Below are 13,643 nucleotides of genomic sequence, written 5' to 3'. Positions count from 1 at the left end.
TTATCATCATCATAAAAATTTGGCTTATTATTTCATAAAACCTGCCAAAATTCACGCAAAATTTATGGGGCGTGGTATAATTTTTGTTTTTTAGATTCAGATAACGCCCCATGAGTACCACTGATTTTAGCAGGCTGGGTTTGCACGCCCAAACACCGCTCTGGCAAGCCTTTTATGATGACAAAGCCATACAGGCGTACGTGGCAGACGTGTGCCGTTTTGATGAGACGTATCGCACGCTAAAACGGACGTGGCAAACCCTAAGCGATGATGAGCATGAACAGACTGACTGGCTCATCGCCCTATTTAATCATCTCTATCAGCACAGTGCCATGCCAACCCTACTTGTACATGGTAAGAGCGAACCCGAATACTTTGCTGGCAAAGACGGCATGCCTGCTCGCATTGAGTTCGCTCATGGGTTCTTCCAAAGTGCGTTGCATGAGATAAGTCATTGGTGCGTGGCAGGGGCAACACGCAGGAGACTTGATGATTTTGGCTATTGGTACTGCCCTGACGGGCGAGATGAGATGACCCAACGCCAGTTTGAGAAGGCAGAAATCAAACCCCAAGCCATCGAATGCCTGCTGTCATTGGCGTTGGGGCGGTATTTTTATGTCTCAGCGGACAACCTAAATGCCGATTTTGACACATCAAACAGCACCTTTGCCACAGACGTGTACGCCCAAGCTCACGCCTATTTGCAAAATCCACACGCACCGTCTTGCCTTTTATCCAAAGATGCCAAACGCCTGATTTGGGTGTGTTTAGACATGAATATGGCAAGGTAAACGGGGAATTTATAAATATCATTTGCCCCCGAAAACCCATCTAACACATTATCAATTTATAAGGACAATCCATGAAAACACTCTATATCCATCCCGACAACCCCCAACCCCGCCTGATAGACGAAACGGCAACTGCCTTATCATCAGACAAAGTCATCATCACACCGACCGAGTGTGGCTATCGTTTCGCCTTTGGGATGAATGCCAAAGACGCCTTTGAACGCTTGGTGCGTCTGGGACTAGATGAGTCAGATCTGCTACTGGTGTGCCAAAACATCAGTCAGCTGTCAAACGTGGCAGTCATGGCAAATGATGCTTTTCGTACCCTAAAAAGCGACTTTACGCCCCATCACGCCTTTGTCTTGGAGCCGACCAAAGCGGTCAATAAAAAAATCATCAGCAAAAAATCGCTTCGCTTTACCACGTCCGCCACGCCCGTGATGACGGCACTGTTAGAGCAAATTGGCGAGTCGTTTTTTATCGCTCCACTCGTCTATCAAGGCGAGCCTGTCAGCGAGCATTATGACATCACGGACAAATTAGACTCACAAGCGGACATCTTTGTGGATGTAGGCGTGATTGATGATATTGAGATAAGCGTGGTTGATTTGATGGGTTAGGATTTATTTTTAACATCCAAACCTTAACTCAATAATGCCAATCTTAAAAAAACAAAAAGGTGCAAATCGCACCTTTTTATCTGCCCTGCCTGTTATTTGCGGTCGGGCAAATTGATGTTCATTTCAAGCACATCAAGGCTTTCTTCATGACGCTGTTTGATATTGACATCATTAATCTGTACGCCACTGATGAATTTATTGACCACCGCCAAAATCTCACGCTTCATTTCATCCACACGCTCAGGGGTCAGGCGAGTGTTTAGGCGGTCGTGGCTTGCGACGATGACTTTTAGGCGGTCTTTGGCGATAGACGCACTGGTTGGCTCATCACCCCCACCAAATAACGTACTCCAAAATCCTTTTTTCATATCAGCCCCCGAACAACTTAGCAAACAAACCTTTCTTTTTGACATCAATGTGACGCAAAGGACGGTTTTCACCCAAGAATCGTGCCACGATGTCATCATAGCATTGACCTGCTGCCGAGTCTTTAAAATAAATGACAGGCTGACCGTGGTTTGACGCTTCTAGCACAGCATTCGACTCTGGAATGACGCCGATGAGTGGCACTTTTAGAATGTCATTGGCAATGTCATCAATGCCCATCATCTCACCGTGAGCGGCACGCTCTGGGTTGTAGCGAGTGATGATGAGATGTTCTTTGACGCTACCACCTTCTTCAACACGCTTGGTTCGAGACTGCAAGATACCGATGATACGGTCAGAATCTCGCACGCTCGATACTTCTGGGTTGGTGACAATCAAAGCTTCATCGGCGTGATACATGGCAAGCTGTGCCCCACGCTCAATCCCTGCCGGACTGTCGCAGATGATGTAGTCAAAGCCCAGCTCATCAGACAGCTCTTTCATGACCGCCGCCACACCTTCATCGGTTAAGGCGTCTTTGTCACGGGTTTGCGAGGCAGGCAGAATGTACAGATTTTCCTGCTGTTTGTCTTTGACCAGTGCTTGTGAGAGCTTGGCATTACCACTGATGACATCCACAAAGTCATAGACAATGCGGTTCTCACAGCCCATGATAAGGTCAAGGTTACGCAAACCCACGTCAAAGTCGATGATGACCGTCTTATAACCACGCTCTGCCAGACCTGCCCCAAAAGACGCACTGGTGGTGGTCTTACCCACACCGCCTTTACCTGATGTTACTACGATGATTTTTGCCACAGGGCAACTCCTTATAATTTGGTATTGCTACATTTATCAATATTAGCAATTTAAAAATACTTTGTACTCAACTGTCTTTTTTATCATTGCTGTTATTTTTACCCTATTCATCAATGATTTACTAGCAGTCAAGATTTAGAAAAAATTTATCTATTTTACCATAATTTTAGGGCATGTTGAACTTTTGTATTTGCAATGAAAAATGAGAAAAATCGCACGTTTTTCAAGGGAAAAGTGAAGTTTGATAGCCATTCTATCAAACGAGCTTTTATTATGAAAAACAAGATTTAGCCATTTTTCATGCAAAAACATCATTTTATTTTTTTAAACTTTCTAAAATGTAAATTGTGTTACAAAGGTTCAACATGCCCTGAACAATGATAAACCAAACCCATCACGCCATGAGCGTAAAGATAAGCCCCTTATCTTCATCATAGCTGACTTGCACCGCCTCATCTATCATCTCAGGCGGAATGGCGTCGCTAAGACAGTAGGTGCCTGCCACCGAGACCAGCGTGGGGTTGAACTTTTGGCAAAAAATACGAGCGTGTTTGTCGCCTGTCGCCCCTGCCACCAATCGCCCTTGTCCATGTCCATAGATGTGCAAACTATTGTCAGTAATAGCTTCTGCCCCTTTATTGACCCCACCAATGACAATCAAATCACCGCCCAAATGTTGCAGGCTCTGACCCGAGCGAAGCATTTGGCTGTGTACGCTACTGGTGACGCCCTGCTCTTGTTTGGAGGTGTTATCGGCAGTGTCTAGCCCTAGGGGAGCGGTTTGGGTTTGGGTGGCGGTCGCTTCTTTTTGGGCTGTCGGCTGATTGGTGGACTCGCCTGCTTGTCCTGATGGCTTAGCTTCTGATGACCTAGATTCTGATGATTGGGCATTATTTGCATTGTCCGCCTTTATGGAGGCAGGACGTGAATCGGTCGGCTTGATACGCTCCATGCGTTTGCCATCGGCAGGAAAAGTCGCCAGTCGCAGGGCGTTTGCCTGCTCGCTTAGCGCGCCATCAACCACGCCTATCGGCTGTACGCCCATCTGCCACAACATCTCAACCAATGCCGACAAATCAAGCTTACACTCACTGTCTAGCACCACAGGCACGGACGTGTTGTCTTTTAATAGAACACTTAGTTCATCTTGAATGGCGGTCAGGTCGTCAGTGTGCAGTTTTAGACGGCTAAAACTAAGCATTTTGCCAAATAAAGTAATCGGTTTCATAACATCATCACCTAAAATTTTGCCAATTTTACCATTTTTTTAGTGTTTTGGGGCAAAATCATCGCCTTTGGGTGGCGATTTTGGCATTTTTGGTGATGAGTGGCACGGGTTTATTTGGCAAAATGATAAATCCTTTACCCCACCCTCACTTTGTATAAGCGATTGATTTATCAAGGGCGAATGTAAATCACCCCTACAATCCGAAAAATAATCATTGAAAAATCAATAAGTTGTAACTTTAAATTGAGATTAAAGCACCCTTTTATAAATGCAACTGCTCTTTGTGCTTCCACTGCTGGACTTTGACTTGCTTTTCAAAGGCATTTAGAGCGTCATCAATCACCCCACTCACGAGCTTTTGTAGTTGTGGGTGTGTGGTATCAATGCTTGCCACCCCTTTGGCGACATTGACCATCAGGGCGTCTAGGGTTTTTTCATCAAACAAATGCTCATTGACCGCCATGGTAACATTCTCGCCAATATGACGACCCACGCTCGTAATCTGCGACTCTATCATGCCCCCTGCGATGGGAATGAGTTTAAGATAACGTCTTAGCTCAGGCGTGTCAAGCAGTGCCTGCTCAACGGACGTGCCAATGTCATGCGAGAGCTGTTGCCCTGTCTGTGCCAAAAACGCCTGCTGTAACTTCGGGGCAAGCTCACGGCGAAGCAAATCAAGCACCACGCTCTCAAACTCAGCACGGTTACGGTCAATGGTCGTCTGAATCAGTGTACCATGCGTCTTAGACTGCACCATCTGCTCACGAAAGTTATCAATGGCGGTCAAAATCACCCTGTCCGAGAGTTCTTCTAAGATGACATGGTAATAAAACTGGGCGGATGTTATCCACGTTTTGGGAATGACCATCACGCCTGTGTCATGCAAGCGTTTGATGATAATCCCTGCTCGCAGTAGCCTTAACGCACGAAGCATGGGAAAACACGCCAGCACTTCATACCAATGCACAAAAGGAAAAAAGAACCAACGATAATAAGTGCGACGCTTGATGGCAAGTAGCCACCGCACCAACAGCTCACTCACCCAAAACAGCGTAAACATTCCCCCAATGGCGGATAAACCAACATGGTATCGCTCTTGATAAGCACTAAGCATGCCACTAAATCCGCCCCATTCGGCAAGTTTGGTCACAAGTCCGCTCATCAAAATGTTATCGGCAAATATCAAACACAGGTCAATGACCAGCAGGATAAGCATGCCGACATCGTAGATGATTTTGGTGCGACTTTGCTTAGCGGTCGGCTCTCGCTCGTCCTTGTCCGTGCCAAAGAGTGGAATGACATCATCTGGCACATCAGATGGTTGGGGGATTTCTAGGTCGGACAACTCGGGGGTGTGTTTGCTACTCATGGTGTTTTGCTATGATTAAACTTGTAAACATTGGGGTATTGTAAAACTTTTTGGGCGGTTTTAAAAGGTTTGGTTTTTTTGTCTTGTTTTTAGCTTTATACACCCAAAAAACTTTAAAATTACCACAAACGCAAGATGTTTGGGTGTAGGGGCGTGCTGAGCACGACCCTAAAAATGACAATATTAAAAGATGTGTGGAGCCAATCCCTACAAACCTGTGGTAAATATCAGGTTTGTTGGGTATAGGATATGGGGCAAATATCATCTACCCCACCATGAAAAATAATCACTGACAAATCAATAGGTTAGAATTTTAAGCTAAGATTGGCATTTTAAGCCATGCTAGACCTGCTCAAACTCACGCATCATCTGCCCAATTCGCTCATCTTTGACAGTCCACACCGTATCCAAAAAGTCAAACAGCTCCGCCTTGACCGTCTCATCGCTGTCGTATTTGCCATCTTTTAAATCAGCAAATAACCGCTCATCCATGTCCAGATGACGAATGTCCACCCCCAAACGGGTCATCTTACCTGCCCACAGCTCGCCATAGTCAGGCACGCCATCAGGATAGACCACCGTCATGTCCAGTATGCCGTCTATCTTATCGCCCAAACTGGCGATGGCTAAGGCAAAGCCCCCTGCTTTGGGCTTTAATAGGTGCTGATAAGGCGAGTTTTGGCGGGCGTGCTTGTCCTTACTAAACCGTGTGCCTTCTAGGTAGTTGAGCAGAACAAATGGCTTATCAGCGAGCAGTCCACAGGCACGTCTGGCTTCTTCCAAATCCCGAGTGGCAAGGGCAGGATTTTTGGCGATTTGTACCTTAGAGTGGCGTTTCATCATCGGAAAATCCAAAAAATAAAACGCCTGCCCCACGATAGGAATATAGAGCAGTTCATGCTTGGCAAAAAATCGAGTAATCGGCAACCGTGACTCGCTCACATACTGCACCACGCTTGTATCCACCCATGACTGATGGTTGCACACAAGCAGATACCGCCCGCCTTTTTTTAGGTCGTCAGGCACCGATATCCGCCAGTCACGCTTTGGCATGAGCGTATCTAGCAGGCGGTTGTTGGTGTTAATCCAGTGATTGGCGATAGATAGTACCACCTTATCGCCCTGCTTTGAGCCAAGCAATGTCTTGGCAAGCCCCGCCCCATATAACGGCACGCTGATTGCCACGCTGTTAGCAACCATCGTCCCAAGCCCCGTACCTAGGCGGAGTTTTTGGGCAAGTTTGGGGTGTTTGTCATGGATTTTTTGAAAAAAGGAGGTGGTATTAGGGTTATTTTTATGCATACGAAAACCGCCCATCAGATAAATGTAACAATTTGTGTCAAAATCTACTCGTCATCAACCCATCAGGATAAGTACCATACCGCACCCCGATGTCGCTTGATGATGAGTGTATTATTATGCACTATTTTAGCAAATTTTTATCAAAATAATCAAAAACATCAAAAAATAATTAAAAAAATAATTAAAAATTATCAAAGTTTTCAAAAGCTTTTTTAAAAAAATGACTTTAAAAACAAATAAGTCGATTTTACCATCGTTATTATTTAAAATAGACAAAAATCATGGTAAAAACCGCCCATTTTGACAAATTTTGATACAATTTTACCAAAATTTTATGCATTTTCCTGTAAGAATTGCCCCTATTTTAGGGCGATTGTGCAAAATACCAGTCCATTTTTACAATTAAAATAACCGATTAACTACATACTTATAACAAATAAGAGAGTTTTTTACGGCATAATAGTCTCATCACTCATCAAATGGTTTGGGCTTGTGTTTAAATATCTGTTTAGATTTTAATATCTAAACACCCATATCAAAGTTAAGCCCAAACCGCATTTGAGGACTTTCATTTTACCATCTCTAATAGGAGTATCCCATGAAAAAAATTCTTACCATCACCGCCGCTTCTGCAAGCATGATTTTGGCAGGTTGTGCCAGCACTGGTACCACAGGCGTGAATAACACCGTAACCAAATCAGGTCTTGGTGCATTGGGCGGTGCTGCCTTAGGTGCTGCCATCTCTAAGGCAACTGGCGGTGAACACACAGGTCGTGATGCTGCCATCGGTGCTGCCATCGGTGCAGGTGTTGGCGCTTACATGAGCAAGCAAGAAGCCAAATTAAGACAGCAAACCGCAGGTACAGGCATTGAAGTACAAAGAGACCCTGTCACCAACAACATTAACTTGTCTATCCCAGAGGCGATTACCTTTAATGTTGGCAGATATGACATCAAGCCTAGCTCGTACAACACCCTAAACCAAGTGGCGAACACCCTAAACCAATACAACCAAACCACGGTTATGGTAAACGGCTATGCGTCTATCGAAGGTAACGCCAACGCCAACCAAGTACTATCACAAAACCGTGCCGCTGCTGTTGCTAACTACCTAGCAGGTCAAGGTGTGAGTGCTAGCCGCATCAGTGCTGTTGGTCGTGGTGCAACCACTCAGTTTGGTAGCAGTTATGAGCCAAACCGCCGTGTTGAGCTAACCATCCTAGCCCCACAAAGCGTGAACTAATCCTTTTTGGATAAGCCAAAACAGGTCATGTACGTGACCTGTTTTTTCTTTTTAATTTTTCTTTTTAATTTTTCTTTTTAAAAGTCATCATGCTAAAATATTTTTAAACTCAATACATCACCACCCATGCCCCACACCGATTTATTCGCCCATTTTGACAAACATGACATCACGCTCATGATCCACAAAAAAGCCGTCAAAAACGTCAATTTTCGCCTAACATTCATAAACGCTCACACCTGCTTTGCTGTCAGCGTGCCACGTCATCTGTCCGATGATGACATCCACCGCCTTATCATGTCCAAGTCCGCATGGGCAATGGCTCACGCCCACAAACGCAAACACACCCACACCGACCACAGCTCAAGCCATGCCCATCCCAAGCTGTGGGGCAAGCCTTTTGATGTGGCAGATTATTTAACACAGCACCCCATCAGGCTATCAAAACAGCAACGCCAAGACCCCCATGCCTGCCGACTTACCATCTATGAGCATGAACTCAAAACTCTCCTGCCTGCTCTGGCAGACACATGGCAACCTGTGGTCGGTCGCTTTGCCGATGAGATTCGCACCAAGAAAATGCACACTCGCTGGGGCAGTTGCAACACCCATGAAGCTCGCATTTGGCTATCCACTTACCTGCCTACCTACCCCTGCACCGAATATGTCTTTGTGCATGAGCTGTGCCATCTTATCCATCCCGACCACAGCCCTGCCTTTTGGCATGAAGTCAAAAAAGCCATGCCTGACTATCAGACATGACATAATTTGCTAAAAGGCAAGCCTTAATTGGCTTAGCCTTTGGCTTCATGGGCGGTCAAGGCTTCATTAAAAATCTCGCTTAGGATTTTGACGTCATTGACCCGTGCATAGTTTAGGCGAGTAACGAACGCGAGTCGTCTGTGCGGTCCTGTCTCATTTAAGGGTAAGGCAGTTACGTCATCGCCGATTTGCTCTAACGCCATCTTAGGCACTAGGGTCGTCCCCATGCCCACTTTTGCCATCTGAATGAGTGTATTAAGACTGGCGTCCGAAAAGCCTGATTTTAGCTCGTTTTTATTCATGGTACAAACCGACAGCACTTGGTCGGTCAAACAATGCCCCTCACCCAGTAGTAACACGTCATTTTCAAACAGCTCCGTGCTTGAAATGCTTGTTTCGTCATGATTGCCATCTTTGGGGAAAATGGCATAAAAATTCTCCGCCCAAAACTCAAAGGCATGCAGACCATCAACCGCATAAGGCAGTGCCACGATGGCGGTGTCAATATGCCCATAACGTACCTGCTCTAACAGACGTTCGGTCTGCTTTTCGGTCACCGCCATCTCAAACTGGGGATATTTGTCTTTGAGTGTTGGCAACACTTTGGGAAGCAGATACGGAGCGATGGTTGGGATAATACCTATCGTCATCGGGTAGGCAAGGGGCAACTGATGGCTGTGGACTCGGGTCGTTAAGTCGCTAATCTCGCTAAACACGCGCTGGGCTCGCTCCAACAGCTCTTCGCCGATGGGCGTGATAAGCACCTGTTTGTTATTTCGCTCAAAAATCTGCGTGTCTAGCTGTTTTTCAAGCTCAGCAATGCCAAGACTTAGGGCAGATTGGGAAATGTTGCACTCTTCGGCAGCACGTTTAAAATGCTTGTGCTTGGCAACGGCAAGGGCGAACTCTAACTGACGCAAGGTAATCATCACGCATTCCTTATTTTAAAAAATCATATCTGCTATTTTACACCTAAGTTTGATAAAACAAAACCTTTTATTTAAAACTTTTAACTGGATAAACCGTTAATTTTTGTTATCATGTAATGACTTTAAGGATTTTATCCTTTGATGAGTAAGCTTCAAATGCTCATCACATTGACATTTTTAACAACAAACCATAGGTGAAAATATGACTGCTATCATCAACCAACAAATTCCAGAATTTACCACCGAAGCTTTTGTAAATGGTGAGTTCAAAACCATCTCATCAGAAGATACCAAAGGCAAATGGTCTATCTTCATGTTCTACCCACACGACTTTACGTTCGTTTGCCCAACTGAGCTTGAAGACATGGCTGACCACTACGAAGAGCTAAAAGCCCTTGGCGTGGAAGTGTATGCCGTCTCTACCGACAGCCATTTTGTTCACAAAGCATGGCATGATGCATCTCCTGCCATCGGCAAAGTAAAATACCCAATGCTAGGTGATGGCACTGGCAAAATCACTCGTGGCTTTAACATCATGATTGAAGACGAGCATGCTGCATTGCGTGGTACGTTCCTAGTAGACCCAGACGGTCTTATCAAAGTTGCTGAGATTCACGACCTAGGTATCGGTCGCTCTGCCAAAGACATGATTCGTAAAGTCAAAGCTGCCCAATACGTGCGTGAAAATGACGGCGAAGTCTGCCCAGCCGCTTGGGAAGCGGGTCAAGAGACCTTGAAGCCAAGCCTAGACCTAGTTGGTAAAATCTAATCTAATAATTTAGTTACTCTAAGATTTTAGATAACTCAAACCGCTTAGCCATCAGGTTAGGCGGTTTTTATTTTATGACAAAAACATCGGTCAAGTTGGTGAATGTGTGTTAAAATTGTTGTTCTTCATTTTTAGACATTTTATTAACAACATCGAGACGATTTTATGACACTCTACCGCACCCTATTGGCAGTTGCCGTGTCTGCCACCCTACTGACCGCTTGTAACAAGACCGAAGCCCCTGCCGAACAGCCTGCCAATACCGCAGAGACCACCCAAACTGCCCCTGCCGAGACCGCCAGTGTTAATTTGGATAACTCACCAAGCATCGCCATGATGAATAAAATCTTACAAGCGTCCACGCTCATGCATTTGGCACAGACCAATCCTGACATCACCGAAGAGCAAGGGGCTTGTCTGATGTCCAAAGACGGTGAAGCGACCTATTATGAGACCAGCAAGCAGACGCTCGTGGACGCTGTTGGCGTTGAAGGTATCCAAGAAGCAGATAAATTCTATGAAAGCGAAGTCGGTCAAAAGGTGCTAAAATACACCGAGCAACAAGAAAAACTGGCTCGTGGTGAGAGCATTGATGGCGAGCCTATCGTCATGACCGAAGAAGACCAAGCCAAGATGGTAGAGATGAGTCAGAGCGAAGCCAATCAAAAGCTAGAAGCTGCCATGCAAGAGAGCATTACCCCCGAGAAGATGAAAGCACTCATCGAAGACTTTGCCACCAAAGAAAAAGCTCGTTGCAACATCAGCTAATTTTGATAAATCACAAAAATCGCTCAATATGTTGGGCGATTTTTTATCATCAAAAAATTACGGCCAAACAAAAACACAGGTCGTCTAGCCTGTGTTTTTTATCACTTAAATAAGCGATTGATTATGCTTTGGTCAAAAGATACTGATAAAGTTCATCTTTTAGAGCCAATTTTTTGCGTTTTAGCCCTTCGATTTCTTCGGCACGGCTGTTGGCGGCAACAGGGTCATTTTCTAGGTTGGTAATCTCTTCGTCAAGTTTGTTATGAGCGTCAAAGAGTTTGACAAAGTGTAAATCATTTTCTGTTTTTAGTTTGGTGATGAGTTCACGGTATTCTGGGAACATGAAAATTCTCCTGATTTATCAATGGGTTAGTGATATTCCAACAGCTGATTTGATGGCAACTTACCCACCAAATCCACTTATTTGGCATGGCTTTATCTTAGCAAGAATTGGCGGCATAAGCAAGCAAAATTATCTTTTTTATGTGCTTTTTTGTATGAATTTTCTTTTTGGGATTAATTGAGTTTTATAAACTTAATATTAAAAAGGTTTAAATTTTCTAAATATCAAATAACCCTTATAATACTAGGTAATTTAAACATATTCATAGGCAATTTATAGGTACACACCATGCTAGACAAATCTTTACTTGACGCTGTCAAAACTTACAGCACCAACATGACCCGCCCCATTGCCATGATTTTGGGACAAGGCGACCACGCCAAACGTGCCGAATTGGTGGACTTTTTGGAGCAAATCGCCGGTTGCTCGGACAAAATCGGCTTTGACAAGACTGTGGTGGATATTGACTTATCGCCCATGAGCTTTAAGATTACCACCGACAACCGTGATACGGGCATTGTGTTTAGCGGCATCCCAGGCGGTCATGAGTTCACGTCCTTGCTGCTTGCCATTTTGCACGCAGGCGGTCATACCATGAAGCTGGACGAAGGCATTCAAGAGCTGGTTAAACGCATTCAAAAACCACTTAAATTTCAAACCTTTGTCTCGCTATCGTGCCACAACTGCCCTGATGTCGTGCAAGCGTTAAACCAATTTGCCATCTTAAATGACAGCATTGAAAACGAGATGATTGACGGTGGTGTATTCCCCGAGCTTGTCGAAGCCAACAACATTCAAGGCGTGCCTGCGGTATTTTTAAACGGCAAACCATTTTTAAATGGTAAAGTCGATACCGCCCGTATCATCGACAAACTTCAAGCCGAGTACCCCGACTTACTTGCCGAAGGTCAAAGCGAAGAGCTAGAAACCCAAGACGTAACCGTCATCGGTGGTGGACCTGCTGGCAGTGCAGCGGCGATTTATACCGCTCGTAAGGGACTTCGTGTGGCACTCGTTGCCGACCGTATTGGCGGGCAAGTCAAGGATACCCAAGACATTGAAAACTTAATCTCAATCCCACTTACCAACGGCAACACCCTAGCAAGCAACCTTGCCACACACATCAAAGAATACAACATCACGGTCAAAGAACACGTGAGCGTATCGTCTATCGAAGAAGTCAAAGGCGGTTATCAAGTTACCCTAAACACAGGGGCAAGTTGGACTTCACGCACGCTCATCATTGCCACAGGAGCCAAATGGCGTAAACTTGGTGTCAAAGGCGAAGATGAAAACATCGGCAACGGCGTGGCATATTGCCCACACTGCGATGGCCCCTTCTTTAAGGGCAAGCCTGTAGCGGTCATTGGGGGCGGTAACTCGGGCGTGGAAGCGGCGTTGGACTTGGCGGGTATCGTACAACACGTTACCGTGTTAGAGTTTGGCGATAAACTGCGTGCCGACCAAGTGCTGATTGACAAAGCGAGTGCCAAAGACAACATCACAATCATCAAAAACGCCGCCACGCAGAAAATCATAGCAAATGGCGGTAAAGTAGATAGTCTTATCTATCAAGACCGAGTGTCGGGTGAGAATGTAACTTTGCCACTGTCGGCGGTATTTGTACAAATCGGACTGGTGCCAAACTCTGATGTCGTCAAGGGCTTGGTCGATGTTACCGCTCATGGCGAGATTGAGATTGATGTCAAATGTCGCACGAGCAAGGCAGGCGTGTTTGCTTGTGGGGACGTAACCACCGTGCCTTATAAGCAAATCAACATTGCCATGGGCGAAGGCTCAAAGGCAGGATTGTCGGCATTTGAGTATCTCATGATGAATTCTTGATTGGTTCAAGATTTGTATTTAAAGGTCTAATACCCAAAAAGCACACTTTATGATAAAGTGTGCTTTTTGTTGAGAGTTTTGGGGTGTATGATGTGGTATTTTTTGATGGCATTCGGCATTGGCATGGGCATAGCGGTGCAGGCGGCGATTAACTCACGGCTTGCCATCGGTCTGGGCGGTCAGCCGTTGGCGGCAGCGTTTTTCTCTTTTGCTATTGGTACGCTGTGTTTGGGGTTTGTCATGCTTTGGCAAGGCGATTGGCAAAGCATGTCCGAGAATATCCCGAAGCAGGCTTGGTGGCGGTGGGTTGGCGGAGCGATTGGGGCGGTATTTGTGTTTATCACGGCATTTTTAGCCCCTAAGATTGGACTGGTGAACATGGCGTTTTTAATCATCTTAGGACAACTGATGGCAGGCATGGTGATTGACCATTTTGGACTGATACAAATGCCCGTGCGTCCGCTTGGCATGCATATACCAACCGAACTT

At 45.5% G+C, this 13,643-nt stretch carries 16 protein-coding genes; 9 read left to right on the top strand and 7 right to left on the bottom strand.

Features of this window, described 5'->3' with window-relative positions; all coding sequences use genetic code 11:
* The first annotated feature begins 110 nt into the window (after positions 1-110).
* On the top strand, positions 111-791 hold the full coding sequence (locus B5J93_RS00375; protein ID WP_079323899.1) for an elongation factor P hydroxylase: 681 nt from the start codon (positions 111-113) through the stop codon (positions 789-791).
* Positions 792-862: 71 nt separating this feature from the next.
* Positions 863-1,411, top strand: a complete 549-nt coding sequence (locus B5J93_RS00370; RefSeq protein WP_079323898.1) for a Sua5/YciO/YrdC/YwlC family protein — start codon at positions 863-865, stop codon at positions 1,409-1,411.
* A 92-nt stretch (positions 1,412-1,503) separates the two neighbouring features.
* Here the strand turns inward: B5J93_RS00370 and minE are convergent, their stop codons facing one another.
* The 5 genes from minE to B5J93_RS00345 all read right to left on the bottom strand — a co-directional run bounded on the left by minE (position 1,504) and on the right by B5J93_RS00345 (position 6,495).
* Complete coding sequence (gene minE / locus B5J93_RS00365) at positions 1,504-1,779, bottom strand: cell division topological specificity factor MinE (protein ID WP_079323897.1); 276 nt, start codon at positions 1,777-1,779, stop codon at positions 1,504-1,506.
* Between the two features lies 1 nt (position 1,780).
* Entirely contained in the window at positions 1,781-2,596 is an 816-nt protein-coding gene (gene minD / locus B5J93_RS00360; RefSeq protein WP_079323896.1) for a septum site-determining protein MinD, read from the bottom strand.
* A 394-nt stretch (positions 2,597-2,990) separates the two neighbouring features.
* Entirely contained in the window at positions 2,991-3,824 is an 834-nt protein-coding gene (gene minC, locus B5J93_RS00355) for a septum site-determining protein MinC (RefSeq protein ID WP_079323895.1), read from the bottom strand.
* Between the two features lie 262 nt (positions 3,825-4,086).
* A complete protein-coding gene (locus B5J93_RS00350) occupies positions 4,087-5,193 on the bottom strand; it encodes a hypothetical protein (protein ID WP_079323894.1) in 1,107 nt (368 codons plus the stop codon).
* 342 nt (positions 5,194-5,535) lie between these two features.
* Positions 5,536-6,495: an acetyltransferase gene (locus B5J93_RS00345; RefSeq protein WP_079323913.1), complete on the bottom strand. Its 960-nt coding sequence runs from the start codon at positions 6,493-6,495 to the stop codon at positions 5,536-5,538.
* A gap of 598 nt (positions 6,496-7,093) precedes the next feature.
* Between B5J93_RS00345 and B5J93_RS00340 the strand changes: the two genes are divergently transcribed.
* On the top strand, positions 7,094-7,738 hold the full coding sequence (locus B5J93_RS00340) for a YiaD family glycine zipper/OmpA-like lipoprotein (protein ID WP_079323893.1): 645 nt from the start codon (positions 7,094-7,096) through the stop codon (positions 7,736-7,738).
* Positions 7,739-7,864: 126 nt separating this feature from the next.
* Positions 7,865-8,500, top strand: a complete 636-nt coding sequence (locus B5J93_RS00335; RefSeq protein ID WP_079323892.1) for a M48 family metallopeptidase — start codon at positions 7,865-7,867, stop codon at positions 8,498-8,500.
* Positions 8,501-8,532: 32 nt separating this feature from the next.
* On the opposite strand, the gene B5J93_RS00330 is transcribed toward B5J93_RS00335, so the two are convergent.
* The gene (locus tag B5J93_RS00330; RefSeq protein ID WP_079323891.1) at positions 8,533-9,429 is read right to left on the bottom strand and encodes a hydrogen peroxide-inducible genes activator; all 897 of its coding nucleotides are present in this window, start codon (positions 9,427-9,429) and stop codon (positions 8,533-8,535) included.
* 202 nt (positions 9,430-9,631) lie between these two features.
* Here B5J93_RS00330 and ahpC point away from each other — a divergent pair, with 202 nt between their 5' ends.
* The gene (gene ahpC / locus B5J93_RS00325; protein ID WP_079323890.1) at positions 9,632-10,198 is read left to right on the top strand and encodes an alkyl hydroperoxide reductase subunit C; all 567 of its coding nucleotides are present in this window, start codon (positions 9,632-9,634) and stop codon (positions 10,196-10,198) included.
* Between the two features lie 165 nt (positions 10,199-10,363).
* Positions 10,364-10,966, top strand: coding sequence for a hypothetical protein (locus B5J93_RS00320; RefSeq protein WP_079323889.1), 603 nt, complete (start codon positions 10,364-10,366; stop codon positions 10,964-10,966).
* 121 nt (positions 10,967-11,087) lie between these two features.
* On the opposite strand, the gene B5J93_RS00315 is transcribed toward B5J93_RS00320, so the two are convergent.
* Positions 11,088-11,309 (bottom strand): HP1242/YdcH family protein, encoded by a 222-nt coding sequence (locus tag B5J93_RS00315; RefSeq protein ID WP_079323888.1) that lies wholly within the window; start codon positions 11,307-11,309, stop codon positions 11,088-11,090.
* Between B5J93_RS00315 and B5J93_RS00310 the strand changes: the two genes are divergently transcribed.
* The 3 genes from B5J93_RS00310 to B5J93_RS00300 form a co-directional block, all read left to right on the top strand.
* Positions 11,308-11,490 carry a hypothetical protein gene (locus tag B5J93_RS00310; RefSeq protein WP_078274799.1) on the top strand — a complete coding sequence of 61 codons (183 nt, stop codon included), beginning with the start codon at positions 11,308-11,310 and terminating at the stop codon, positions 11,488-11,490. The genes B5J93_RS00315 and B5J93_RS00310 overlap by 2 nt on opposite strands.
* Before the next feature lie 107 nt (positions 11,491-11,597).
* Complete coding sequence (ahpF, locus tag B5J93_RS00305) at positions 11,598-13,154, top strand: alkyl hydroperoxide reductase subunit F (RefSeq protein ID WP_079323887.1); 1,557 nt, start codon at positions 11,598-11,600, stop codon at positions 13,152-13,154.
* 87 nt (positions 13,155-13,241) lie between these two features.
* Positions 13,242-13,643, top strand: a 402-nt coding sequence (locus B5J93_RS00300; RefSeq protein ID WP_143823459.1) for a DMT family transporter, incomplete at its 3' end; no start/stop codon positions are given.

Origin of the sequence: Moraxella equi (assembly GCF_002027555.1) — a bacterium.
In the GTDB taxonomy this organism is placed as follows: Bacteria; Pseudomonadota; Gammaproteobacteria; order Pseudomonadales; family Moraxellaceae; genus Moraxella; species Moraxella equi.
This window is presented reverse-complemented; position numbering and strand designations above follow the sequence as displayed.

Coding starts and splice junctions, on each gene's coding strand:
- minC (WP_079323895.1), bottom strand. CDS start 3,824: ATGAAACCGATTACTTTATTTGGCAAAATGCTTAGTTTTAGCCGTCTA.
- B5J93_RS00320 (WP_079323889.1), top strand. CDS start 10,364: ATGACACTCTACCGCACCCTATTGGCAGTTGCCGTGTCTGCCACCCTA.
- B5J93_RS00335 (WP_079323892.1), top strand. CDS start 7,865: ATGCCCCACACCGATTTATTCGCCCATTTTGACAAACATGACATCACG.
- ahpC (WP_079323890.1), top strand. CDS start 9,632: ATGACTGCTATCATCAACCAACAAATTCCAGAATTTACCACCGAAGCT.
- minE (WP_079323897.1), bottom strand. CDS start 1,779: ATGAAAAAAGGATTTTGGAGTACGTTATTTGGTGGGGGTGATGAGCCA.
- B5J93_RS00310 (WP_078274799.1), top strand. CDS start 11,308: ATGAAAATTCTCCTGATTTATCAATGGGTTAGTGATATTCCAACAGCT.
- B5J93_RS00315 (WP_079323888.1), bottom strand. CDS start 11,309: ATGTTCCCAGAATACCGTGAACTCATCACCAAACTAAAAACAGAAAAT.
- B5J93_RS00340 (WP_079323893.1), top strand. CDS start 7,094: ATGAAAAAAATTCTTACCATCACCGCCGCTTCTGCAAGCATGATTTTG.
- B5J93_RS00375 (WP_079323899.1), top strand. CDS start 111: ATGAGTACCACTGATTTTAGCAGGCTGGGTTTGCACGCCCAAACACCG.
- B5J93_RS00370 (WP_079323898.1), top strand. CDS start 863: ATGAAAACACTCTATATCCATCCCGACAACCCCCAACCCCGCCTGATA.
- B5J93_RS00350 (WP_079323894.1), bottom strand. CDS start 5,193: ATGAGTAGCAAACACACCCCCGAGTTGTCCGACCTAGAAATCCCCCAA.
- B5J93_RS00330 (WP_079323891.1), bottom strand. CDS start 9,429: ATGATTACCTTGCGTCAGTTAGAGTTCGCCCTTGCCGTTGCCAAGCAC.
- B5J93_RS00345 (WP_079323913.1), bottom strand. CDS start 6,495: ATGCATAAAAATAACCCTAATACCACCTCCTTTTTTCAAAAAATCCAT.
- ahpF (WP_079323887.1), top strand. CDS start 11,598: ATGCTAGACAAATCTTTACTTGACGCTGTCAAAACTTACAGCACCAAC.